Genomic DNA, 23,954 nt, shown 5'->3' on the forward strand with positions numbered 1-23,954 from the left:
TAATTATAGCGTTTTTAACGCGAACTTAATTAGTTCTTCAACCGTTAATTCGCCATTATTTTTCTTGATCTCCTGGTCTAACACCTTTTCAGCAACGTTACGCGCAAAGCCCAGCATTACTAATGCTGATAGTGCTTCATCCTTAACCGTCTGGCTCACCGGCACAACAGTTAAGGTATCGGGGCCTTCCTTACGCAGCTTATCCTGCAGCTCCAAAATGATCCGCTGGGCCGATTTTGGCCCTATTCCTTTTATCCGCTGGATTAATGAAACATTACCGGTCACAATAGCCGCCTGGATCTCGGCCGGGCTTATGGACGATAACATCATCCTTGCCGTATTTGGCCCGATACCCGAAATGGAGATCAAATGTAAGAACAACCTGCGCTCGCCTTCTGTAGCAAAGCCGTAAAGCGTGTGCGCGTCCTCTTTTACGTGTAACCATGCAAAGAGTTTACATTTTTCGTCGTCACTAATGCCCGAATAGGTATTTACCGAAATATTAATATGATACCCTACCCCTCCCGCATCTATAACCACATACGACGGGCTTTTGAACATTAGTTTCCCACTAATATAATCATACATATATTATTACTTTATTAAGATTATTAAACAATGATGTTAATGGCAAACAGCCTTTACAGTGATTATCCAAAGATAAAATTCCGGCGTCATTATGTTCATATAATGACAAACAAAAAGCTGCATTATACTCGCCTTAAAAGATAAAGACGCTAAGCATTTAAATACCAGCGTCTTTATCCCCCTCTAAATCTCCCCCGGTAGGGGAGACTTTATCGAGATTTCTTAAAAGCCCTCCCTTCCGGGGAGGGTTTGGGTGGAGCTTACCGGGGGAGATTTAGAGGGGGCTTGGCTTATTTGGCTGCAGCTTTTGCCTGCGCATCAACCACCGCAATGGTAACCATATTTACAATTTCACGTACCGAACTACCTAACTGCAGCACATGCACGGGTTTCTTTAAGCCAACCAATATCGGTCCAACTGCTTCGGCACCGCCTATTTCCTGCAAAAGTTTATAGGCAATATTACCCGACTCCAGGTTAGGGAAAATCAGCGTATTGGCCGGTTTACCATTGAGCGTTGAGAACGGGAAGTTATCATCAAGCAAATCTGCGTTTAGCGCAAAGTTGGCCTGCATATCGCCGTCGACAACCATATCAGGATATTTTTCATGCAGTATCGCTACTGTTTCCCTGGTTTTTTCTGGTATCTCCCCTTCATTCGAACCAAAGTTGGAGTATGATAACACAGCCACCCTCGGGCTGATATTAAACTGTTTTACTGAGCGTTCAATCAGCACGGTAATGTCAACCAAATCATTCACACACGGGTTTACGTTCACCGTAGTATCACCAAAAAATACAGGGCCTTTAGCCGTGATCATCATATACATGCCCGCAACACGGTTCACACCTTCTTCAGTACCGATAATTTGCAGGGCCGGTTTTACTGTGGTTACATAGTTTTTGGTTAAACCTGAGATCAGCGCATCGGCCCGGCCAAATTGTACCATACAAGCGCCGTAGTAGTTGCGGTCTACCAATTGCTTTTTAGCCTCGTACAGGGTGATCCCCCTGCGCTGGCGTTTGTTATACAGAAACTCGGTGTACTCATCCATATGCTCGCAGCCTTCCCGCGGATCAATGATATGAACATCGCCCAAATCAAGGTCATTATCATGGATGATCTTTTTGATCCTGTCAATATTGCCCAGCAAAATAGGGGTGGCAATACCTTCCTCTTTCACTATCTGTGCCGATCTTAAGATCTTATAATTATCAGCCTCGGCAAATACAACGCGCTTAGGGTTCTGTTTTGCTTTAGCGGTAAGGTTCCGCAGCAGCTTATCATTAGTACCCAGGCGCACCCTCAGCTCCTCCGCATACGCATCCCAATCGGTGATCACCTTACGGGCTACTCCTGAAGCTATGGCCGCTTTTGCCACCGCCATGGATACCTCGGTGATCAGCCTTTGGTCCATTGGTTTAGGGATGATGTAATCCTTGCCAAATTTCAGGTTAGTAAGGTTATAAGCGAGGTTAACGGCTTCGGGAACCGGTTTTTTAGCCATTTCGGCAATGGCGTGCGTGGCGGCAATCTTCATTTCCTCGTTAATAGCAGTGGCCCTTACGTCAAGTGCTCCGCGGAAAATGTAAGGGAAACCAAGCACGTTATTTACCTGGTTAGGAAAATCGGAACGGCCGGTTGCCATAATAATATCATCGCGTGTGCCGGCTGCAAGGTCATAATCAATTTCGGGCACCGGGTTGGCCATAGCAAAAACGATAGGCTTTTTAGCCATAGCTTTCAGCATATCGGGCGTTACCACATTACCTGCCGAAAGACCGACAAATACGTCGGCATTTTTCATAGCATCGGCCAGTGTTTTAACATCTTTGCGGCCAGTAGCAAACTCCATCCTGATCTCGTCAAGATCGGTGCGTTCCTGGTTTAGTACGCCATTGATATCAAACATCACCAGGTTCTCTTTTTTAACCCCTAATGACAGGTACATTTTTGAACAGGATACCGCGGCGGCGCCCGCACCGTTAACTACCATTTTTATTTTCTCGAGTTTTTTTCCCTGGATTTCGCAGGCGTTCATCAAAGCCGCGCCGGATATAATGGCGGTACCATGCTGATCATCGTGCATTACGGGAATATTCATTTCGGCTTTTAGCCTGCGCTCAATTTCAAAGCAGGTTGGGGCCGAAATATCTTCCAGGTTTACACCACCAAATGTTGGCTCAAGCGCTTTTACAATGTTTACAAAATCATCAACACTTTTAGCATTCAGCTCAAGATCAAACACGTCAATATCCGCATAGATCTTGAACAGGAGACCCTTACCCTCCATTACAGGCTTGCTGGCCTCAGGGCCGATGTTGCCCAGGCCAAGTACCGCAGTGCCATTACTGATCACGGCTACCAGGTTGCCTTTAGCGGTATATTTATAAACATCTTCGGTATTGTCAGCAATCTTTAAACATGGCTCAGCCACACCGGGCGAGTAGGCCATGGTTAAGTCGCGCTGCGAATTTGTTGGTTTGGTAGGTACAACTTGTATCTTTCCGGGACGGCCTTGCGAGTGGTAATTCAGCGCATCCTGTTTTCGGTTAGTTTTATTCATTTTTTTCAAATTGAAGCGCCCAAAATTACAATTCTTTTTATGGAACAAACATAAAAAAGCCCCTTTTTGCGATTATGTTAAAAAGAGGATAAAATATGGTTAAAGTTTTGATAAGATGTGTTTAAAAGAACGGATTTGGCAATGTTCTATTTTTTCTTCTTTGCCTTCTCCATATTTTTCTGAACCCTGAACTTTACAATTTTAGTGATCAGATCGAGGGGCATAGGCTCATCAAGCGGAAACTGAACCGAGCCTTTGGCCCCTTTATAGCCCGAAAGTTCTTCTTTAAATTCTTCCAAACCCTGCGGTGCGGGATAAAACCCGATATGATTCTTAAAACCGCCGAAGTGCACTAAATTGCCATTGAGCACAAAGGTAGGAATAGCATATTTGATAGCTTCCCCGGCATCTGGGGCAGCGGCTTTGATGGTTTCGCGCACCTGTTGCAGTTTCTGTTGTACATCATCCGGGAAACCGGCAATATATTCATCAATATTTTCTTTTGGCTTTTCCATAGCAATATTTTTGTCCGGAAGTCCGAAAGTCCGCATAAGTCCGAAAGATTTTCACGGAAAGACTTTTTATCTATAAAAATACAAATGTTTTTTTATGTCCGAAAGTCGGAAAGTCCGGAAGTCCGAAAGATTCTTATACTATCATCTCTTGCGCTCGTTTGCAACGAGTGCTTAATATGGTTTGGCGATTGCATCGCCAGTCGCGTTATAAACGCTAACCCAAGATAAGCACTCGTTGCAAACGAGCGCAAGTTAAAACGGCTAAGCTACTTTGCCCCGGCGGCCAGAGGCCGCTTGATAATCGCCACTCGCCAGGATGCGAGCGGCGGCGAGGGGGTTAACAGGGTTAACACTTTTCGCAATTTGTCAATATAAAATATTGATAATAAGATATATAATAAAAACAGGGGTTACACTAACAATCCGCTAAAAGTACTTTGTTTGCGGTCGCTGTACCACTGTAGCCATTAACCGGGCGGCGATTGAAGAACTTACAATAGTATAAAAGACAAATCCGAAAGCTGGATCTCAACTTTCGGACTTCCGGACTGCGGACTTCCCGACTAAAAATACTTTCGGACTTCCGGACTGCGGACTTCCCGACTAAAAAAATTAATTCTTTGAATACTGGCCGTCATCCTGCACGTTGGCAGCAACTTCCCCTGCCGATACCCTTAGCATGGCCCCTACAGGCGCCCGGTTAGTTTTAAGATGGTTCCAAACTTTAAGGTCTGAAACTTCACAACCAAACATATCAGCTATAGAAGCAAGTGTTTCGCCTCTCTTCACTTTATGATGGGTAGGGATTTTGCGTTCAGACTTAGCCGGTGTATATTGAACGGCGGCGTAAGCAGCAGGCCTGGCAACAGCAGGCTTCACCGGGGCATCAACACCATTTAACACATTATATAGTGCTGCATAATTATCTTTTGCTGTTTGGGGGATAATCAATCTGCGTGGCGCCTTAGCGCTGCCATTAACCACCGCCATACGGTAGGATGGGTTAAGGATGGTGATCTCCCTTAAACTAACATCAAGCGCCTGGGCAACATTACTTAACGGCACTACCCTTTTCACCATCACCGTATCGGTGCGGGTAGAGAAATTGCAGGCCTGTGCAACGATGTTATGTTTATTAAAATAATGCATCACATAATTCATGGCGATGAAAGCCGGCACATAACCACGGGTTTCAACAGGCAGGTACTGGCGGATGCTCCAGAAATCGGTTACGCCACCTGCTTTTTCAACGGCGCGTTCCACATTGCTTTTACCACAATTATAGGAGGCAATGGCCAGCAGCCAGTCGCCAAATTCCTGGTACGCGTCTTTCAGATAGGCAGCCGCGGCATAGCTCGATTGGATAGGGTCACGGCGTTCATCAACATAGTTATCCATGTTTAAGCCATAAGTTTTTGCTGTGGTACCCATAAACTGCCAAAGACCTGTGGCCCCTACCCTTGATACTGCGTTTGGATCAAGCTTTGATTCAACAATCGACAGGAATTTTATTTCTTCGGGGATCCCCGCTTCGCGGAAAGCCTTTTCGTAAATGGGGAAGTAGTATTTGGTTAAGCCTGCAACCTGGCCCATTTCATCGCGGTTATGCATATACAGGTCGATATAAGCCTGTACATATTCATTATAATCCAACTGGATATCCTTGCGGATGGAATCTAACCGGCGCTTGTACAAACCGCCGTATGTGCTTACCGGCAACGACTGGTTAAGAACCGGTAAAATAGTGGTGTCGGCGTTTACAATATCGGGGTTGAATTTGGTTACCCGGTTTATTTGCTTAATTGACTTTGCCGAATTGGTTGTGTTTGTTTCGGCTTGTAAAACCTGGAGTGATAAGAGGCAAATGGTCAGCGTAAATAATCTCTTCATTTATTCAGGGATTTGATTAATTTATAATGCCCAAAGCATCAGCATTTTACTAAAATATCATTTTTTATTACAGATCGAGAAAATATTTGGCAAAATCTAACAGTTGCTGTTCGCCAAAGTGCTTTGTTAATAACTGTAAACCTAACGGCAAACCGTTGCTGTTATTGCCCGTAGGTATTGATATGGCCGGTACACCGGTTAATGAGGCTTGTACGGTAAAAATGTCAGAAAGATACATTACCACCGGATCTTTCTCTTCCTTACCTATGTTAAAGGCCGGTTCGGGTGCCGTAGGCACCAGTATAAAATCATACTCTTCCAGTATCTGGTTAGTTTTTTCCTGTATCAACCTGCGTACTTTTTGTGCTTTCGCGTAGTAAGCATCGTAATAACCCGCGCTCAAAACAAAAGTGCCCAGCATAATGCGGCGCTTTACCTCCTTACCAAAGCCTTCAGAACGGGAACGTTTATAAGTAGACTGTAAATCTGTAGCCAGCGGACTGCGATAGCCGTAATGCACACCATCGTACCTTGCCAGGTTTGATGACGCTTCGGCCATGGCCAGGATATAGTAGGTTGGTACCAAATAATCCAGCAGTTCAAAAGCTATTGGTGTTACAGTATGCCCCTCGGCACGCAGCTTATCAATATATTGTACAAGGTTGTCTTTTACTTCGGTATCAACGCCGGGGCTTGATATGGCTTCCTGCAGGTAAGCTATCTTCTTTTTTCCCGGCTTTTGAAGGTTAGTATATGATGCCGGAGGCGGAGTTTGTGATAATGTACTGTCATATTCATCCGGGCCTGCGAGCACTTCCAACAATAATGCAGCATCTTCTACCGATTTAGTGATAGGGCCAACCTGGTCAAACGAGGAAGCATAGGCGATAATACCATGCCTTGAAATTGTTCCGTATGTTGGCTTTAAACCTACAACACCGCAAAATGAAGCCGGCTGCCTTACCGAACCACCCGTATCCGTACCTAAAGCGGCATGGCACATCCCTGCTTGTACGGCCACAGCCGAACCGCCCGACGAACCTCCTGCAACTTTAGTTTCATCGGCATGGTTTTTTACCGGGCCAAAGTATGATGATTCGTTGGTGGCGCCCATGGCAAATTCATCGCAGTTACAGCGCCCAATGATCACCGCGTCTTCGGCCAGCAGGCGTTCAACCACGGTTGATGAAAAGATGGAAGTGAAACCGGTTAAGATTTTTGAGGAGGCACTAACCTGGTGCCCTTTATAGCAGATATTATCTTTAATGCCGACAACCATACCGGCTAATTTGCCGCCGGTGCCATTCTTTATTTTGTTGTCAACGTTTTTTGCAGCAATCAGCGCTTCATCGGCAAACACTTCATTAAAAGCGTTTAAATGAGCATTTTTTTCAATTTCAAGCAAATAGCCCTTTACAAGACCTTCAACAGTAATTTCTGCACGTTCCAACCCGCTCTTTATTTCGGTTAAAGAGGAATAAATATTAGCCATGGGGCTAAAATAAAAAACTTATCCGTTGAAATAAGAAATAAATCAACAGATAAGTTCATATACTCGATAAAAATGGCATTAAAACCTAATCCCTGTTAGGGTATTAAGCTTTTTTTTCTTCAGATGAAGAAGATGAGCCGTCGCTGTTTTGCGCGTCTTTAAATTCCTTAACGCCTTTCCCTAAGCCTCTCATTAATTCAGGTATTTTTTTACCGCCGAATAATAAAAGTATCGCAATGATGATCAGAATAATTTCTGGTGCGCCTAATCCACCCATGATTTTAAGTTTTATGTATGATTAATATTATATTATGATTTGTATTCTTCTTCTTTTTCGGTATCCAGATGGCTACCGGTAATGGTCTTATCTAAATTGATATGACTTTGGTGTTCCGGCTCAGCCGGGGTATTTACATGATAATCACTGATCGCGATTGTATTTGGAACAGTATTTTCAACAACCGGCTTTTCGTGCTCAGCTGCAGCTTCCGGAGCTTCTGAAGCTTTTTCATCTAAAAGCGGTTTTTCTTCTTCTACTTTAGGTGCAGGTTTCTTTTCCTCGTAATTATTGATCTGGTTATTGATCTCACGTTTAACATCTTCAGAGGCATCTTTAAAGTCGCGGATCCCTTTACCCAGGCTCCGTGCCAGGCCGGGCAGTTTTTCGCCGCCAAATAGCATCAATGCTGCAAAAAGTATCAGTACCATCTCGCCCGTACCAATATTTAAAAATAACAAAACTGAACTTAACATAGCATTCTGTTTAAGGATACAAATATATACAATTAAAATTTCTTATAGTTCATAACTAATTAGTTAGGCGCCAGCCAGATCTTGGGGTTAACCGGTGTTGTTCCTTTATAAATTTCAAAGTGCGCCTCCGTTTCTCCTGTCGATGGATCAGTTGCCACCGTGCCGATAGCTTGTTTGGTGCTCACTTTTTGCCCACGCGCAACAGTTACCGACCGTAAATTACTGTAAGCTGTAAAATACTCCCCATGCAATATAATTACCAAATAGGTGCCGCTCACATCACCCACTTTTACAACCGTACCATCAAATACAGCCCTTACGGTGCTGCCCTGGTTAGTACGGATATCAACACCTGTACTTTCACTCCTGATACCTTCAGGCGTGGTATAGGTACCAAAACCCTGGGTAATTATCCCGTTGGATACCGGCCATGGCAAACCACCGCGATTACCCAAAAAGTCGTTCGACAGCTTAGCGGCCTCGGGTGTGGCATTCAATACACTTGATGTACTGCGCGCGGCAGCCGGCTTAGCCGGAGCCGGTGCAACAGGCGCGGGCTTATTTTCGGCCTTTGCTTTGGCTGCGGCCAGTCTTGCAGCTTCTTCAGCCCTGCGTCTTTCTTCTTCAGCAGCCCTGCGCCTGGCCTCTTCAATTTCCCTGCGGATAGCTTCGTTAATAGCGCGGTTTGTTTTTACTATCTTAGCCTGCAGATCTTTTTGCTGTTTCTTCAGGATCCCCTCATGCTGCGACAGATCGCTTACTACTTTAACCTGGTTATTACGTTCATTACCCAGTGTTTCTTTTTCTTTTTGCTGATCCTTTAAAAGATCATTCTTTTCGTCCTTTGTCCGGTCAAGCTCATTAATTTTAACATGCAGCTCCTTCTGTGTACCTTGTATATAGGCGGCCTGCCGCTCACGGTAGGTACCAAACTGCTGTAAATATTTTAAACGCTTATAGGCCTGGTTAAAGTCTTTTGATGCAAAAAGGAACATCATTTTATTATATGCACTTTGATTGCGATATGCAAACAGGATCATAGCCGCGTATTCCTTTTTAAGCTGATCTAATTGCGACTGTAAACTACGTACGTTATTACTACTCTCTGAGATCTGGTTATCCAAAAGCCTCACTTCAGAGTTGATATTTTCTATTTTTTCCTGTCTCAGGTTTATCTGTGCCTTGAGTATGCTTAGTTGCTTTAATGAAGCCTTTTTATTGTTTAAAGTTTCATTGTAATCTTCATTTAATTGTTCAAGCTCTTTATTCAGCTGTGCTTTACGACGTTTCAGTTCGTCACTGCTTTGCGCGTGTACATTAACTGCTGCCAGTACCAATAATAAAAAGAAAACTGCTTTTAAAAACTTCATTAAATAAACATATTAATTATTTGCCAGGCTCGTACCCGTCAGGAATGCTGAACGGATAGTTTTGCTGTACTTCAAAATCGGCCTTAGTATAATGCAAATTAACTTGTATTTTTTTATCTTTTACTACTGATGCGATATCTATTTGTGCCGGCAATACCCGGTTTGTTGCTTCGATAAAGGTATTATTGGTAACCTGTAACGATTGCGCCTGGCGCTGGTTATCTAAATTGGTTTGCGTAACCTTATTATCCGGACCCAGTATCAGCTTGTAAACCAGATCATTCAGGGTGCCGCTCAAAGTTGTATTGCCATCGGTATGATCAATAGTGGCCTGCTCATTAACCAGCTCGGGCACGGCGTTGCCAATCAGCAACGACTCGAGTGTTTTATAATTAACCTCTTTGCTGGCGTAAGTATATATATAGCTAAACGGCTTTTTAATGTAAACGCTTTGCAAGCGGTTAATGATCATAATGCTGTCGGGCGTTATAACGGCGCGGGCAGCTTCAATGCCTAATACTGCTGTGATGGAAACCCAGATCCTTTTATCTTTTGCTATCCTGATATTCAGGGTAACATCATTGCTGTTATTATTGATGCTAAGCTTGGTTTTTGCCTTGCCCGCAAATGTTGTAAAATTTACCTGGTTTGCCCTTATGGCTGCCAGTTTGCCGGCAATATCACTCGTCCTTGCGGTCGAATCTGCCTTACGGGTAACCAAAACTTGTTTACGCGCTTTACAGCTTACCATTACCAGCAGGCAGCAAGCTATAAGTAAACTATTCGCTATATTTTTTTTCATTTATCTTACGATCTAAAACTGGTGACTGCTCACCAAAGCCTTTCGCCTTTTTCCAGTTAGTTACGGCAGCATCGGTATTCCCAAGGAAAAACAATATATCGCCATAATGTTCATACTTAACCCCGCTGTTGTCTTTATCATGCGTCAGGGCTTTCTCCATCCATTCTTTGGCCTGGGCATATTTTTTTTGTTTAAACAGGATCCAGGCATAAGTATCTTCAAACGATGCTGTATTAGGCTGCAGCTCATTGGAATGTGCCGACATTGCTGCCGCCTTTTCCAATTGCTCATTCCTTAACGATAAATAATACGCATAATTGTTTAAAGTGAATGCATTATCCGGATTGTAGGTTAAAGCTTTCTCATAACTCTCGTCAGAACTTTTAATATTCTTCAACTCATGATAGCAATCGCCCAATAATGAAAAACTTAACGAAAGTAGCTCCTTATCCTGAAGTTCTAATGAAGTGGCGTTTTTAAGATAACCAACCGCCTTATTGTTATCCTTTTTTTGTGCCCAGGCAACACCGACAAGATAATTCATCCAGGCCTGGTTCGGGAATAATGACAATGCGTTTTCACCATCTTTAATAGCGGCATCAAGGTCATTGTCGCCTAAATCCAGGCGCACCAGCTGTTCCTGAACATTGTACACCTGGTTATTAAGCTGGGCCGATTTTTTAAGTACCGGCTTTGCCTCTTTATATTTGGTATTCTGGATCAGCATATCGCCGTAAATAGCATAAGCCCTGGCATCGTTAGGATGGGCAACGGTCAGGATCCGACTTAATTCAAGCGCGCTGGCTTTTGCATTAGCCTCCGGAAACTTAGGAAAGTATCCGGATATAATATTAATTTTTTGATCGATGCCGATATCCGGAATGGCAAATCCCTGGGTAAGCTCATTAAAGCTGGCTTCGTTGTTCTTTTTATCGCGATAGATATCGGCCAGCGCAAAGTGCACCAAACCATTTCGCGGATCAAGCTTTTCAGCTTGCTGCAATACTTTAAGCGCCTTATCGGCAAACCCGTTCGAATTATAAACTTCGCCAAGGGCCAGGTAATAACGGATCTCCCCGGGATTAGCGGCTATCTCTTTTTCCAGTTCGGAAGTGGCCTGGTCAATTTTGCCCTGCTTTAAATAGATCTTTTGACGATTGGCTAAAAGATCATCACTCGGACCATTCAGTTTTTCAATCTCGTCATACACCTTAAGGGCATCATCGTACCTTTTCAGGATGGTGAAAGCATTGGCCTTGTCAAAATAATACGCTGATTTATCCGGGTTAAGCCTGATCAACTGGTTAAAAACATTTTCAAGCTTATCAATGGTATTGGTTTTTTCATAGCTATCGGCCAGTGCCGCCCAATACCATTCGTTATCCTTATTTATTGCTACAGCCTGCTCCAGGAGGGGTTCAGAAGCTGCAAAATCATTTTGCTGCCTTTTAAGGTTGGCCAGCTCATATAAGGAAGCATCATTTGCAGGGTCGGCCTGTAAAACGCGCTCAAACATTTCGGTAGCAAGTTTATAGTTCTCCACCGTTTTTTCGCGCAGGGCCGAAAAGAAAAGCTGCTTAACCATAGCGCTGTCCTGGTAGCTCATCACCTTACCTGCCGATGTCAGTGTTTTATTATCGCCGTTCTTTTTATGCTGAGCCTGAGAATTTAGCGGCAAGATGGCAAGAGGCAAGAATAAAGAAGCAAGAAAAGGTGCAGAAAACAGGTGTGTTTTCCGTATACTTTCTAATTTAATATTGCTTTTACCAATCTTCATTCGTCTTGTTTCCTGACTCTAATGGTCTTGACTATATTTCTTTCTTGCTTCCTGACTCTTATAGTCCTGACTCTAATTACTTCCCTGTATGCCCGTAGCCGCCTTCGCCCCTTTGGGTTTCGTTCAGTACTTCTACCTGCTCCCAGTTAACACGCTCGTGTTTGGCAACTACCATCTGGGCTATCCTGTCGCCGGTATTGACCTCAAAATCCTCTGTCGAGAAATTGATCAGCAACACCTTGATCTCACCGCGATAATCGGCATCAATGGTTCCCGGCGAATTAACAATACCAATACCATGCTTAAATGCCAGGCCGCTTCTTGGGCGGATTTGCGCTTCGAAACCCTCGGGCAATTCAATATATAAACCTGTTGGAATGAGTTTACGTTCCATTGGTTTAAGCACTACCGTTGTTTCTACATCGGCACGCAGGTCCATGCCTGCCGCATGAGCAGTTTCATAAGCCGGTAAACTATTTTTTGATTTGTTAATTATGCGGATGATCATCGTTTAAATATAGCTTTTAACTCCTTGCGTTCAAAGTAATACGCCCCGGCCGCAAATAAAAGTAAAAGCCCGTTACCAACAAAAATATTACGTTTAAATACCGTGAACGACAGAAAAACAAACAATACCGAGACAATTATATACGCGAGGTTCTTTTTTAGGTTATACGGGATGGGGTAATTTTTTTGCCCCCACAGGTACGAGAGCACCATCATGGTAGCATAGGCCACAAACGAGATCCACGCCGAAGCCATATAGCTGTATTTAGGAATGAGCAGCCAGTTTAAAATAACGGTTAATACCGCTCCTATCCCAGATATATATAAGCCATACCGGGTTTGGTCAGACAATTTATACCACACCGAAAGATTCATATAAATACCAAGGCTCAGATAACCGAACAATAAAGGCGGTACAACGCCAAGGCCCTGCCAAAACGGATTGTAAACTATATGATGTTTCACCTCATGCGTTTCTTTTCCTACTATAACAGTAGCCAGTATATCAACATTGGCAATGAGTGCTACACATATAACGGCCACCATAATTACAAAGTAGGTCATGATGCGGGCATAAGTTTCGCCCGAGTTTTTGTTTTTTGCATGGCTGAAGAAAAACGGTTCGGCGCCTAACCTGAAGGCCTGCACGAAAATACTCAGGAATAATGCAATCTTGGCGCAGGTGCCATAAATGCCCACATGCGTATCGGCAATACTTTGGGGCAGCATTTGCTTCAGCATCACTTTATCCAATGACTCATTAATGATGAACGATATATTGGCTATCAATATAGGCCAGCTGTATGCAAACATTTCGCTTAACATGGCACCGTCAAACTTCAGCTTCATTTGCAATATCTCGGGCAATAGCAATAATATGGTAAGCCCGCTTGCTATTGCGTTAGCTAAAAATACATATCCTACCCAATTGGGCCTGTACCAACCTGCCATCCACGCTCCGGATGGCAAATGGTGATTTATTATAAACGGAACGCCGAACAGAAAAAACAAATTGAGCATCAATACAAGGCCGATGTTTGAGCATTTGATAATGGCGTATTTTATGGGGCGGCCTTCTGCCCTGATACGGGCAAAAGGGATTACGCAAAAAGCATCAAGCACTAAAATTACAAGGAAGCACTTTACGTAAAAAGTATAGTCGGCATGATCTTTAGTGACGCCGGCCTGCATGTAATTGACAATAGGATTTAAAAATAGCACACAAAAAACCAGGAATATTACTGATACCATTATAACAACACCAAACGCGTTATTATAAACCTGCTGTTTGTTATCCGACCGTTTTTGCAGGTACCTGAAATAGGTAGTTTCCATACCAAAAGCCAAAATGGCGTTAATGATAGAAGCACTTCCATATACCGATGTAAAAACGCCATTAGCACTTACCGGCAGGGTACGCGTATAAATTGGCGTTAAAACAAAGTAGATCATCCGGGAAATGATAGTACTCAGACCATATATAGCAGTTTGCCCGGCGAATTTTTTTATAGTAGACAATGGAGATATTCGATTTAATGAGTTTGTGTTTAATTACAAACGCCTTTTAACAACCTCAAAATTACGATAGTTTTTCAATTCGCCTTCATGGCTTTCAACGGCATTTACCTCTGCATCCTGAGGGCCCTCGTTACACCATTCAAGAAACATATCAAGAAATGTGTCATCAGCCTCGGCTTCGATATACACATCACCGTTGGGCTCATTCAATACAAAACCGCGTACACCAAGCTGATCGGCAACCGCTTTGGTTGATTTACGGTAAAAAACACCCTGCACTTTGCCTTTAACTGTAATATTGAGATGTTTGATCATTAGATTTGACAGGTATTAAATTAAGAGCTGAAAGCGGAATGCGCAAAGCTTGAAGCGAACAACCCTACTGGTGCAAAGGTAACTTTTTTCCGGCTAAGCAACCCGTTTTACTTAACAAGCGTAATTACTACAAAACGCATTACATTTTATTTTGATTGATATAACTCTAAAAATCTATTTTATGAAAAAAATTATTTTTTCTGCCCTGATTATTGCCCTTACAACCTTTTCGGCATTTGCTATTTTTGGCAACTGGAAAGTGAAAGGCGATGAAGCCCAGGTAACTTTTGAAGGCCACAGGGTAAGCGGTTCATTCAGCGGTTTAAAAGCCGATATAACATTTGATAAAGACCATCCCGAAGCGGCCAAAATATCGGCAACCATTGATGTAACTACAGCAGCCACGGGCTTTTTTATTAAAACCAGCCACGTAAAATCGGCCCTGGGCGCCGACGATTATCCAACCATCAGGTTCGAATCAACCTCGGTGTCAAAAAGCGGTAACGGTTACGTAGCCAGCGGAAAGCTAACAATGAAAGGCAAAACCAACCCCGAATCGATCCATTTTACATTTGATGAAAAAGGCAGTGAGGGTGTATTTAAAGGCGACTTTAAAGTACAACCTCCCAAATATGGTATCGACAGAAGCGGCACACCGCCCGAGGTTACAATTCATTTGACAGTGCCGGTAAGTAAAGGATGATATCTGCACGAATCCCTGTATAGCTTACTTATAATTTAATCGAATTACACGAATGTTTCCTTTACGTTATTCGTGTAATTCGATCTGATTCGTGAAAATTAGTGTCAATTTATATCAGTTTCTTTACTTTGGTTTCGGGGGTGATCTTAAACCCATCAAGGCCGCTAATCAGGTTCAGGCCCGGGGTTTTGCCTGCTTCAAGCGTCCCTTTTTCATCGTCGATACCCAGGTATCCGGCACCATTACGGGTACCCCATTCAACCAGACGCGGCAAGCCTATAGAAGGGAACTTTTGCTGAATAGCACGCATCTCGCTCAGTAAGCATAATTTGCTGTTTGATGCAAGGCTATCGGTACCAAGGGTAATATTAAAACCCTGGTCAACAAAAAGATCAATTTTAGGTAAACGCCCTTCAATATAAAGGTTTGCATTAGGGCAAAAACACCAGTTTATCTTTCTGTCAAACCGTTTGATGAAGTAAATATCCTTCAAGTTGGTACAGGTATTATGTACCAGCAAAACCTTTTGCTTGTTAGAGAGCAGCGGGATAATAGATTGTACCGAGTTACGGGCCTGCGGTTTGAAATAGGATATATCCATACCAAAATGCTCATACAACTCTAAAAAAGCACCAAGTTTATACCGGTAAAATTTGTTCTCATCCTCACACTCCTGGTTATGGATACTGAGCAGGTTCTCATCGTTGGCATCGCTGTGCTTTTTAATCAGCTTAAATAGCTCTTTTGATACCGAATACGGTGCATGCGGGGTTATAGAACACGAGCCGGGCTTAAATTCACTAAGCAGGGCCAGCGCTTTTTCAAAAACTTCAGCAGCCTTTTCGGGCAAAAAACCGAAAGTTTCAACAAAGGTATGATAGTATAATTTGCTTTGTTTTTTCATCGCAACACTATTATTAGTGTTGGAGATATCACCAACGGCTACAATACCGTTATCATACATTTCCTGATCGGCCTTAGCTATGGCATCAAGAACCTCCTGCTGATCGGTATTGCGTAAGGATTGAACGTCTTTTATAAAATTTACCAGGCCGCCTTTGGGCTTTACTTTATCTTTTAAATGAGAAAGTTCGGTATGGCAATGCGTATTGATAAATCCCGGGCAAATAACACCGCTTACCTGCTGTATTTGCCCGCCAGGGGACTTGGTATTATCGGTAACAGCTATGATCTTCCCCTGATCATCAACAGTAACTATTCCATTTTTAATCGGATCGGCATAAACAGGAAAAACGTAATCGGCTCTAAAACTTTTCATTAAAATTTAAACTTAGTATCGTAACACATAACGTTTTTCAAAACAATCTGTCCTGCAAAATAAGTACAATTAACTTTTAGTTATTGTTTTTTATTAGCCAAAAAGAATGACTTTAAAAAAAGATAGATTTTTTTAAATTTAAGTACTTTTGCACTGTGAACAATACAAAAGATAAAATTGACATCCGTAGCCTGAGCCTGAATGCTTTACAGGAGCATTTCATCCGTATGGATGAAAAAGGCTTCAGGGCAAAACAGGTGTATGAATGGCTTTGGAAAAAATCTTGCTTTTCTTTCAACGAGATGAGCAATATTTCAAAAGAACTCCGTGCTAAACTGGATGCAAATTTTGTAATTAATAATGTAAAAATTAATTCTTCACAGGTTAGTGCTGATAAAACTATAAAAAATTCTTTTATTTTACACGATAACCACTTAATTGAGGGCGTTTTAATTCCAACTCCCGGCCGTATGACAGCCTGTGTATCATCGCAGGTGGGTTGCAGCCTTACCTGTAAATTTTGTGCCACCGGTTATATGGAGCGCAAAAGAAACCTCAACCCCGACGAAATTTACGACCAGGTAGTTTTAATTGATCAGCAGGCCCGCGAAAACTATAATCAGCCTTTATCAAACATTGTTTACATGGGCATGGGCGAACCATTGCTTAACTATGCCAACATGATGAAGTCGATAGAGCGCATTACCTCCGAGGATGGGCTTAATATGGCTGCCAAACGCATTACTGTATCAACAGCCGGCATTGCCAAAATGATCAAAAAACTGGGCGACGACCAGGTAAAATTTAATCTTGCCCTTTCCCTGCACGCGGCAAACGACGAAAAGCGTAATACCATTATGCCCATTAACGAGCAAAACTCGTTAAAAGCCCTGGCCGAGGCATTAAAATACTACTACGCCAAAACCAAAAACCCGGTAACCTACGAGTACATTATTTTTGATGGTGTGAACGATGGTATCCAGGACGCTATGGAGCTGGCTAAATTTTGCAAACACCTGCCCTGCAAGGTCAACATCATTGAATACAATCCTATTGCTTTTGCCAGCTACATCAACGCCGGCGAGGATAAAGTTGAAGCATTTGCCGATTACCTCACCAAACAAGGTATTAACACGCACCTCCGCCGCAGCCGCGGCAAGGATATTGACGCTGCCTGCGGTCAGCTTGCCATTAAAGAAAAAGATAAACTGGCCGAAGTTTAAAAAATCCGTATTAAATTGAGGGCATGAAATTACTGCGTGCCTACCTTTCAGATTTTGCCGCCCTGCTGTTCCCGGAACTTTGCCCGGCCTGCCAGGCAAGCTTGGTAGCAGGTGAGCATATCATTTGCAGCGATTGCCGCTTTAATTTACCGTTCACCAATTTTCATCAGCAGCCTGCTAATATTGTAGCCCAGCAATTTTGGGGTAAAATTAATATTGAAGCCGCCTACGCGCTCTATTATTTTCATAAAGGAGGAAAGATCCAAAACCTGATGCACCATTTTAAATACAAAGGCATGCACCAGATCGGTAATCTGCTTGGAGCCATAGCGGGGGCACAGCTGGCCGCAAATGATATTTTTAATACGGCAGATGTAATTATTCCGGTGCCGCTCCATAAACGCCGCCAGCGCGAACGTGGCTATAACCAAAGCGCCTGCTTTGCCCATGGCCTTGCCGAAAAATTAAACGCGGTAGTTGATGAGCACAGCCTTGTACGTACGGTGGCCACTAAAACGCAAACCCAACGGTCGCGCTTTGCCCGGTTTGAGAATATGCAGCATGTATTCGCGGTTAAAGATCCGGCTGCACTTGAAGGCAAACATGTATTGCTGGTTGATGATATAGTAACTACCGGCTCAACGCTTGAAGCCTGCGGCGCGGAGTTATTGAAAGTTCCCGGTTTGAAGTTGAGTATAGCGGCCATAGCTTATGCGGTGTAGGGCCATAATCGAGTAGGATACTAATCATGTCATTGTTGAGAAGCAACATGGGAATGAGCCAGGGGTTCGACATGGCAATCGCATACTATATAGAGCGGTCACGCTTCCGTGCGATTGCCGCACTATCGCTTATAATGACATCTGTTTTAGTACGGGGATTTAAACAAACTCACCTCTAATCTCCAGTCTCTAATCACTAACCCCTACTGCTGCTGGTACCTGCTTAGTTTATCATAAAGCACCCTCGGGTCAAAGGGTTTAAGGATGTAGTCATTCATTCCGGCATCGTTAATCTCGCCCATTTGGTTGCTGAGCATAGAGGCCGTAAGGGCAATGATAGGTAACTGCTGAAAATAAGTTTCTGTTTTAGCGCGGATAATGCCTGTAGCTTCCAAACCGCCCATTTCGGGCATGTGGATATCCATCAGCACTACGTTGTAGTTACGGTTGGTTTCAACCTTTTCAATAGCTTCAATGCCGTTTTCGGCAAAATCAGCACTGGCACCCCATTTCTTTAATATCTTATTAATGAGCAGGCGGTTAATCTGGTTGTCATCAACTACTAAAACATTTATTTTAAGTCCTTCTTCCACGTTATTACTATTTCTGTTTGACTGGTAATCTCCTTTTTTAAAACCTATGGTAAACCAAAATGTTGATCCCTGTCCAGGTACGCTGTCAACATTTATGCGCGAGTCATGCAGTTCAATTAACCGCTTGCTGATAGCGAGGCCAAGGCCGGTACCTCCAAACTTGCGTGTAGTATCCAGTTCGGCCTGCTTAAACTGCTCAAATATAGTCCCCAGTTTATTTGCAGCAATGCCTATGCCGGTATCAATTACTGCAAACCTGATGCGCACATCCTGTTCTGATTGCTGTATTACTTTCAGATCGATGGTAACTCCGCCTTTTTCGGTAAATTTAATGGCATTACCAACAAGGTTTAGTAATATCTGGATCAGCCGGGTGCGGTCGCCCAAAATCACCTTGGGTATGGCCTCATCAATGCTTTTGCTAATATATATATTTTTTTCGGCGGCTTTATACTGCATGGAGCTTGTTATGCTTTGAACAAGTTCGGTTAAATCAACCCGCTCCTTCTCCAGCTCAACATTCCCGGTTTCGATCTTGGCAAAATCAAGCACATCATTGATCAGTGTCATCAGGTTTTCGGCCGAGAATTTCAGAATATTAAGGTTTTCCTTTTGCCCATCAAGCGGATCATCCTCCAGTAACAAATGCGACATACCAATTACGGCATTCAGCGGCGTACGGATCTCGTGGCTCATTACCGATATGAACATATCTTTGGCGCGGCTCAGCTGTATAGCTTCCTCGCGGGCATTGATCAGTTCAATTTCAGCCTTCTTTTTAGCTGTTATGTCAATGATAACCTCAATATATTTATCAACCTCGCCTTTGCTGTTAATGATCACCGAGTTGATCACCGAGATCCACAACGGCTGCCTGTCTTTCCGGTAAACCAGCAGGTCAACCTCAAATGATTGTTTATTGCGGGATAACTCGCGTGCCTTTTGGATAATAGATACGTCAGTAAGTTCCCCTTTCAGCACATCACCAAGATGGTTGTCTTTTACATCAAGCAAAGTATAGCCGGTTATTTGCTCAAAGGCTTTATTGACCCACTCAACCTTACCATCGCTGTTATTAATTACCACGCCACTGGCAGTACTGCTGGCCACTAACGAAAGCATGGTTACCTGTTCTTCGGTTTTCTTACGTTCGGTGATGTCAACCATGACAGCTATCTGCCTTTCAACACTACCTGTTTCATTAAATAAAGGGCTATTTGACAGAAAGATCCAGATTGGGGTTTTGTCCTTTTTATAAACTTTTATTTCAACTTCATATCCCCGTTTTTCCTCTACAGCTTTCACTGCCGCGTTAAACACATTAAGGTCGGTATCTTCGCCAACCAGCATAGTGCCAAACATTTTACCACGCATTTCGTCAAGCGTATAACCTGTTATACTCTCCAGGGCTTCATTCATCCAGACCACCTCGCCCGTATTACTGCGGATCAGGATACCGCTTGGCGATTTGCGGGCCGCGAAGGACAGGATCTCCAGGTCCTGCTCAATCTTTTTACGCTGGGTTATATCAATAATAACCCTGATAAATTTATCTGTTTGCCCGGCGCTGTCGCGGATCACCGAGTTAAATACCGAGATCCAAACCGGTTCACCATCTTTTTTATCTATCAGCAGGTCAACCTCGTAGGATACCTGGTTGCGGATGGCTTCATCCAGCCGTTTTACAGCTTCGGCATCTAGCGGTACGCCTTTAAGCACATCGCGCAAACGCCGGTTTTCCACATCGGCCTGGCCGTAACCTGTTATCTGCTCAAAAGCTTCATTGGTCCATATTACCTCATCGGCCGCGTTGCTGATCACTACACCACTGGTAACTTTACTTGCAACCAATGATAGTAATGCCAGTTCATTGGCCACCTTTTTCTGATAGCTGATATCACGCCCGCTGGCAAACCACTTATCGTTTTTAAAAGTTACCGACCAGCTAATGCATTTAATATCGCCCGATGGTGTTATAATATTTGCTTCTATTTCAAAATGGCGTTGCTGCCTGCTCAACCCTTTTTTTAGGACCGACAGCGATTTTGCCTGTTCTTCTTCGAGGAAAAAACTCCAGATGGGTTTACCGATAACCTCAGTAGCTAAATAACCCAAAACCGGTTTGGCAGAGCGGTTAATTTGCTCGATGTTAAAATCCCTGTCCATGATACAATGAATATCGGGCGAGCTGTCAAAAAGATCATGAAATTCCTGGTGGCTTTTCAAATTTCGCTCCAGTTCAAGCTTCTGTTTCCGGAGCAGCAGGTGCGACATGACCTCATCGGCCAGCGTACGGAGCGCATCACGCTGTTCGGCTGTGAGCTTACGCGGCTTTGTATCAATCACGCATAATGAGCCAAGCCTGTGGCCGTCCGGATCAATCAATGGGGCGCCGGCATAAAAGCGTACGCCCATTTCATTGGCTATGGGGTTATCCTTAAATTCCTCGTCCTCTTTAGAATCGGTTATTTCAAGAAGCGCCTCGGATTGGATGGTGCGGTTGCAAAAAGCGTCGGCGCGGGGTGTTTCCTCCACGTCGACGCCGTATGTTGATTTAAACCATTGCCTTTCGGCATCAAGCAGCGATATCAGCGCTGCCGGCACCTGGCATATGTAGGAGGCTAAACGCGTAATAGCGTCGTACTCCTTTTCGGGCATGGTATCCAAAACATTGTATGATTTAAGCGCTGCTAAGCGCTTATCTTCTATGCTTGATGGATCTTCCTGCCTTAGTGTCATTTTTTACTCTGAGTCCTTATCTCTGTACAACGGGAAGTCGTACATTAACTTGTGAACCCTTTTACGGATTTTCTTGATAGAATGTTCATTTTCAGGATCAGAAATTACAGCATCTATCAATTCAACAATATGCTCCATATGTTTTTCCTTCATCCCGCGGGTAGTGATAGCCGCAGTGCCTACACGGATGCCTGAAGTTACAAATGGCGATTTATCATCATATGGCACCATGTTTTTATTCACGGTGATATCGGCAGTTACCAAAGCATTTTCGGCAGCTTTACCTGTAATATTTTTATTACGAAGATCGATCAGCATTAAGTGGTTATCCGTACCGCCAGATATGATCTGGTAACCCAGTTTCACAAATGCTTCGGCCATAGCGTCGGCATTCTTCTTAACCTGCACAATGTATTTCATGTAGTTTTCGCTCAAAGCCTCACCAAAAGCAACTGCTTTAGCGGCAATGATATGCTCCAACGGACCACCCTGTGTACCAGGGAATACGGCCATATCCAATAATGACGACATCATCCTGATTTCGCCTTTAGGGGTTTTGATACCAAATGGGTTTTCAAAATCCTTACCCATCATAATTAAACCACCACGCGGACCACGTAAAGTTTTGTGGGTAGTAGTAGTAACAATATGGCAATGCGGAAGCGGATCGGTCAATAAACCGCGGGCAATTAAACCTGCAGGGTGCGAGATATCGGCCAATACCAGCGCACCAACTTCATCAGCTACCTTACGGATAAACTCATAATCCCAATCGCGTGAGTAAGCCGACGCGCCTGCAATGATCAGTTTCGGTTTTTCGCGCAGGGCTACCTCTTTAAGCTGGTCATAATCAACCAGGCCGGTTTCTTTTTTAACCCCATAAAAATGAGGTTCATACAATTTGCCCGAAAAGTTAACAGGCGAACCGTGTGTTAAGTGACCACCATGTGAAAGGTCAAAACCTAATATTTTATCGCCCGGCTGCAATACAGCAAGCATAACTGCCGCGTTTGCCTGTGCACCAGAATGTGGTTGTACGTTAACCCACTCGGCGTTAAACAATTGCTTGGCGCGTTCAATAGCTATGGTTTCAATTTCGTCAACCACCTGGCAGCCGCCGTAATAGCGTTTGCCCGGTAAACCTTCGGCATACTTGTTGGTTGCAACAGAACCTGCAGCTTCCATAACCTGCCTGCTTACAAAATTCTCAGATGCTATAAGCTCAATGCCTTCTTCCTGGCGTTGCTGTTCTTCATCCAATAGCTTAAATATCAGTTTGTCTCTTTTCATTGTGTGTTTTTAACGGCGCTAAGTTACGCAATTGATATAGATTTGAGATGTGAGATGTGAGATTTGAGATAAGAGTAATGTTAGATTTTACGTGGCTTAAAATAAACGCAATATTATTTGCCGCCCAGGTGTTTACAGCGAATAAATCGTCAGACCTAAACGCATAATTATTCTTTGAATCTCAAACAACTTCACCTATTGAGAAATCTGGATTTTATTTTTTCCATCACTTTATCATGTGCAATGCCCTCACCCCGATCAAGTTGTTCTTCGGCTTTTTGAATAGCCTGCTTAATTCCTTTTGGAACATCAGTCCAAAAATCAGCCTCCGATAAACTAACCGATGGCCTCCTCTTTTTTAAAACACTTGGCTGTCTCAAATCTAATGTCTCATATCTCTTTTGGCGAAATCCAAAAGTTATTATAACCCAATCCAATCTGGATATCTATCAGCTCCTGTTGCAACATTTCAAGCACCGCCAAAAAGTTATATACAAAATGAACTTTGTTTTCAGATTCTTTGGCGATTGCTTTAAAATCGAGCATTTTATTGATCTTGAGCAGATCGGCAACCGCCTTCTTTTGTTTTTCGATGGTGTAGGGATACTGTACTACCGTGTGTTTCACCTCTTCGCTGCGCCTGGTGAAATTGCGGATCATCCGCTCATAAACAACCATAAGGCGGTAAAGGGTTAATTCGGATAACTCTTCGCCGGGGACGGCTACTTTTTCAACTTGTTCGAGGTCATGTTTGATATTGCCGCGCTTTTCCTGTTTAAATCGCTCATCTTCCATAGGCCTGATCTCTTCACACACCTCTTTAAACTTTTTATACTCGATGAGTTTCCTGATCAGGTTTTCTTTGGTGTCCGGGTCATCGCCGGCCTCTTCGGTGCCATAACGCGGCAACAGCATTTTGGCCTTAATCCGCATAAGTGTTGCTGCCACGAAAATAAATTCGCTGGCAATTTCCATATTGAGGCTTGACATCTGGTGCAGGAAGTGCAAAAAATCATCGGCAATTTTGGCTATCGGGATATCGTGGATATCCAGCTCATCACGCTCAATGAAAAACAGCAGCAGGTCAAACGGGCCTTCAAACTGGGGTAACCTAATGGCAAAACTATCGTCGGTCATAAAATCCGGTCAAAAATAAACATTTCGGCCGGATTCATCGCAGTAAGAATTAAGCTGCAAAGCACAGACTTTCAGGTTTAAAAACAAACAATCCACTGCTTCTGTTGATCATCATAATATGCCTTAACCAAACTGTCTTGTTTGGCATATCCTGTTTGTTAAGTAATTTAATAT

The 23,954-nt window shown here is 43.4% G+C and carries 20 protein-coding genes; 3 read left to right on the top strand and 17 right to left on the bottom strand.

Annotation, left to right across the window (positions count from 1 at the left end):
- Window positions 1-3: 3 nt before the first annotated feature.
- The 13 genes from ruvA to IEX80_RS16640 form a co-directional block, all read right to left on the bottom strand.
- Window positions 4-588, bottom strand: a complete 585-nt coding sequence (gene ruvA, locus IEX80_RS16580; protein WP_090534345.1) for a Holliday junction branch migration protein RuvA — start codon at window positions 586-588, stop codon at window positions 4-6.
- 290 nt (window positions 589-878) lie between these two features.
- Complete coding sequence (locus IEX80_RS16585; RefSeq protein ID WP_188833498.1) at window positions 879-3,155, bottom strand: NADP-dependent malic enzyme; 2,277 nt, start codon at window positions 3,153-3,155, stop codon at window positions 879-881.
- A 146-nt stretch (window positions 3,156-3,301) separates the two neighbouring features.
- Window positions 3,302-3,670: an iron chaperone gene (locus IEX80_RS16590; RefSeq protein ID WP_188833499.1), complete on the bottom strand. Its 369-nt coding sequence runs from the start codon at window positions 3,668-3,670 to the stop codon at window positions 3,302-3,304.
- A 612-nt stretch (window positions 3,671-4,282) separates the two neighbouring features.
- Window positions 4,283-5,560, bottom strand: a complete 1,278-nt coding sequence (locus IEX80_RS16595; protein WP_188833500.1) for a lytic transglycosylase domain-containing protein — start codon at window positions 5,558-5,560, stop codon at window positions 4,283-4,285.
- 67 nt (window positions 5,561-5,627) lie between these two features.
- Window positions 5,628-7,052 (bottom strand): Asp-tRNA(Asn)/Glu-tRNA(Gln) amidotransferase subunit GatA, encoded by a 1,425-nt coding sequence (gene gatA / locus IEX80_RS16600; RefSeq protein ID WP_188833501.1) that lies wholly within the window; start codon window positions 7,050-7,052, stop codon window positions 5,628-5,630.
- 103 nt (window positions 7,053-7,155) lie between these two features.
- Window positions 7,156-7,329 carry a Sec-independent protein translocase subunit TatA/TatB gene (locus IEX80_RS16605; protein ID WP_175490113.1) on the bottom strand — a complete coding sequence of 58 codons (174 nt, stop codon included), beginning with the start codon at window positions 7,327-7,329 and terminating at the stop codon, window positions 7,156-7,158.
- 32 nt (window positions 7,330-7,361) lie between these two features.
- The gene (locus IEX80_RS16610) at window positions 7,362-7,805 is read right to left on the bottom strand and encodes a Sec-independent protein translocase subunit TatA/TatB (protein ID WP_188833502.1); all 444 of its coding nucleotides are present in this window, start codon (window positions 7,803-7,805) and stop codon (window positions 7,362-7,364) included.
- Window positions 7,806-7,864: 59 nt separating this feature from the next.
- Window positions 7,865-9,175, bottom strand: a complete 1,311-nt coding sequence (locus tag IEX80_RS16615) for a murein hydrolase activator EnvC family protein (RefSeq protein ID WP_188833503.1) — start codon at window positions 9,173-9,175, stop codon at window positions 7,865-7,867.
- A 16-nt stretch (window positions 9,176-9,191) separates the two neighbouring features.
- Complete coding sequence (gene lolB1, locus IEX80_RS16620) at window positions 9,192-9,977, bottom strand: lipoprotein insertase outer membrane protein LolB1 (RefSeq protein ID WP_188833504.1); 786 nt, start codon at window positions 9,975-9,977, stop codon at window positions 9,192-9,194.
- On the bottom strand, window positions 9,955-11,655 hold the full coding sequence (locus IEX80_RS16625; RefSeq protein ID WP_188833505.1) for a tetratricopeptide repeat protein: 1,701 nt from the start codon (window positions 11,653-11,655) through the stop codon (window positions 9,955-9,957). The genes lolB1 and IEX80_RS16625 overlap by 23 nt, the downstream gene beginning before the upstream one ends.
- Before the next feature lie 175 nt (window positions 11,656-11,830).
- Window positions 11,831-12,262: a dUTP diphosphatase gene (gene dut, locus IEX80_RS16630; RefSeq protein ID WP_090534327.1), complete on the bottom strand. Its 432-nt coding sequence runs from the start codon at window positions 12,260-12,262 to the stop codon at window positions 11,831-11,833.
- Window positions 12,259-13,779 carry an oligosaccharide flippase family protein gene (locus tag IEX80_RS16635; RefSeq protein ID WP_188833506.1) on the bottom strand — a complete coding sequence of 507 codons (1,521 nt, stop codon included), beginning with the start codon at window positions 13,777-13,779 and terminating at the stop codon, window positions 12,259-12,261. Before IEX80_RS16635 ends, dut begins: the two co-directional genes overlap by 4 nt.
- A gap of 33 nt (window positions 13,780-13,812) precedes the next feature.
- Window positions 13,813-14,091, bottom strand: coding sequence for an acylphosphatase (locus tag IEX80_RS16640; protein WP_090534455.1), 279 nt, complete (start codon window positions 14,089-14,091; stop codon window positions 13,813-13,815).
- 184 nt (window positions 14,092-14,275) lie between these two features.
- Here IEX80_RS16640 and IEX80_RS16645 point away from each other — a divergent pair, with 184 nt between their 5' ends.
- Window positions 14,276-14,797: a YceI family protein gene (locus IEX80_RS16645; RefSeq protein ID WP_188833507.1), complete on the top strand. Its 522-nt coding sequence runs from the start codon at window positions 14,276-14,278 to the stop codon at window positions 14,795-14,797.
- Window positions 14,798-14,906: 109 nt separating this feature from the next.
- Here IEX80_RS16645 and IEX80_RS16650 read toward each other — a convergent pair whose 3' ends face one another.
- Window positions 14,907-16,076, bottom strand: a complete 1,170-nt coding sequence (locus IEX80_RS16650) for an amidohydrolase family protein (RefSeq protein ID WP_188833508.1) — start codon at window positions 16,074-16,076, stop codon at window positions 14,907-14,909.
- Window positions 16,077-16,231: 155 nt separating this feature from the next.
- Between IEX80_RS16650 and rlmN the strand changes: the two genes are divergently transcribed.
- Together rlmN and IEX80_RS16660 are read left to right on the top strand one after the other, a co-directional pair.
- Window positions 16,232-17,299, top strand: coding sequence for a dual-specificity RNA methyltransferase RlmN (rlmN, locus tag IEX80_RS16655; protein WP_091174591.1), 1,068 nt, complete (start codon window positions 16,232-16,234; stop codon window positions 17,297-17,299).
- A 23-nt stretch (window positions 17,300-17,322) separates the two neighbouring features.
- The gene (locus IEX80_RS16660; protein WP_188833509.1) at window positions 17,323-18,021 is read left to right on the top strand and encodes a ComF family protein; all 699 of its coding nucleotides are present in this window, start codon (window positions 17,323-17,325) and stop codon (window positions 18,019-18,021) included.
- A gap of 203 nt (window positions 18,022-18,224) precedes the next feature.
- Here the strand turns inward: IEX80_RS16660 and IEX80_RS16665 are convergent, their stop codons facing one another.
- The 3 genes from IEX80_RS16665 to IEX80_RS16675 form a co-directional block, all read right to left on the bottom strand.
- Entirely contained in the window at window positions 18,225-21,353 is a 3,129-nt protein-coding gene (locus IEX80_RS16665; protein ID WP_188833510.1) for a PAS domain S-box protein, read from the bottom strand.
- A 3-nt stretch (window positions 21,354-21,356) separates the two neighbouring features.
- Entirely contained in the window at window positions 21,357-22,643 is a 1,287-nt protein-coding gene (gene glyA / locus IEX80_RS16670) for a serine hydroxymethyltransferase (protein ID WP_090534972.1), read from the bottom strand.
- 390 nt (window positions 22,644-23,033) lie between these two features.
- Window positions 23,034-23,780 (bottom strand): segregation and condensation protein A, encoded by a 747-nt coding sequence (locus IEX80_RS16675; RefSeq protein WP_176627815.1) that lies wholly within the window; start codon window positions 23,778-23,780, stop codon window positions 23,034-23,036.
- Window positions 23,781-23,954 lie beyond the last annotated feature (174 nt).

The sequence above is a fragment of the Mucilaginibacter rubeus genome, from assembly GCF_014643835.1.
Taxonomy (GTDB): Bacteria; Bacteroidota; Bacteroidia; order Sphingobacteriales; family Sphingobacteriaceae; genus Mucilaginibacter; species Mucilaginibacter rubeus.

What these genes read in the sequence shown, in the direction of transcription:
- ruvA (WP_090534345.1), bottom strand. Translation starts at nt 588, where the DNA reads ATGTATGATTATATTAGTGGGAAACTAATGTTCAAAAGCCCGTCGTAT.
- IEX80_RS16585 (WP_188833498.1), bottom strand. Translation starts at nt 3,155, where the DNA reads ATGAATAAAACTAACCGAAAACAGGATGCGCTGAATTACCACTCGCAA.
- IEX80_RS16590 (WP_188833499.1), bottom strand. Translation starts at nt 3,670, where the DNA reads ATGGAAAAGCCAAAAGAAAATATTGATGAATATATTGCCGGTTTCCCG.
- IEX80_RS16595 (WP_188833500.1), bottom strand. Translation starts at nt 5,560, where the DNA reads ATGAAGAGATTATTTACGCTGACCATTTGCCTCTTATCACTCCAGGTT.
- gatA (WP_188833501.1), bottom strand. Translation starts at nt 7,052, where the DNA reads ATGGCTAATATTTATTCCTCTTTAACCGAAATAAAGAGCGGGTTGGAA.
- IEX80_RS16605 (WP_175490113.1), bottom strand. Translation starts at nt 7,329, where the DNA reads ATGGGTGGATTAGGCGCACCAGAAATTATTCTGATCATCATTGCGATA.
- IEX80_RS16610 (WP_188833502.1), bottom strand. Translation starts at nt 7,805, where the DNA reads ATGTTAAGTTCAGTTTTGTTATTTTTAAATATTGGTACGGGCGAGATG.
- IEX80_RS16615 (WP_188833503.1), bottom strand. Translation starts at nt 9,175, where the DNA reads ATGAAGTTTTTAAAAGCAGTTTTCTTTTTATTATTGGTACTGGCAGCA.
- lolB1 (WP_188833504.1), bottom strand. Translation starts at nt 9,977, where the DNA reads ATGAAAAAAAATATAGCGAATAGTTTACTTATAGCTTGCTGCCTGCTG.
- dut (WP_090534327.1), bottom strand. Translation starts at nt 12,262, where the DNA reads ATGATCATCCGCATAATTAACAAATCAAAAAATAGTTTACCGGCTTAT.
- IEX80_RS16645 (WP_188833507.1), top strand. Translation starts at nt 14,276, where the DNA reads ATGAAAAAAATTATTTTTTCTGCCCTGATTATTGCCCTTACAACCTTT.
- IEX80_RS16650 (WP_188833508.1), bottom strand. Translation starts at nt 16,076, where the DNA reads ATGAAAAGTTTTAGAGCCGATTACGTTTTTCCTGTTTATGCCGATCCG.
- IEX80_RS16660 (WP_188833509.1), top strand. Translation starts at nt 17,323, where the DNA reads ATGAAATTACTGCGTGCCTACCTTTCAGATTTTGCCGCCCTGCTGTTC.
- IEX80_RS16665 (WP_188833510.1), bottom strand. Translation starts at nt 21,353, where the DNA reads ATGACACTAAGGCAGGAAGATCCATCAAGCATAGAAGATAAGCGCTTA.
- glyA (WP_090534972.1), bottom strand. Translation starts at nt 22,643, where the DNA reads ATGAAAAGAGACAAACTGATATTTAAGCTATTGGATGAAGAACAGCAA.
- IEX80_RS16675 (WP_176627815.1), bottom strand. Translation starts at nt 23,780, where the DNA reads ATGACCGACGATAGTTTTGCCATTAGGTTACCCCAGTTTGAAGGCCCG.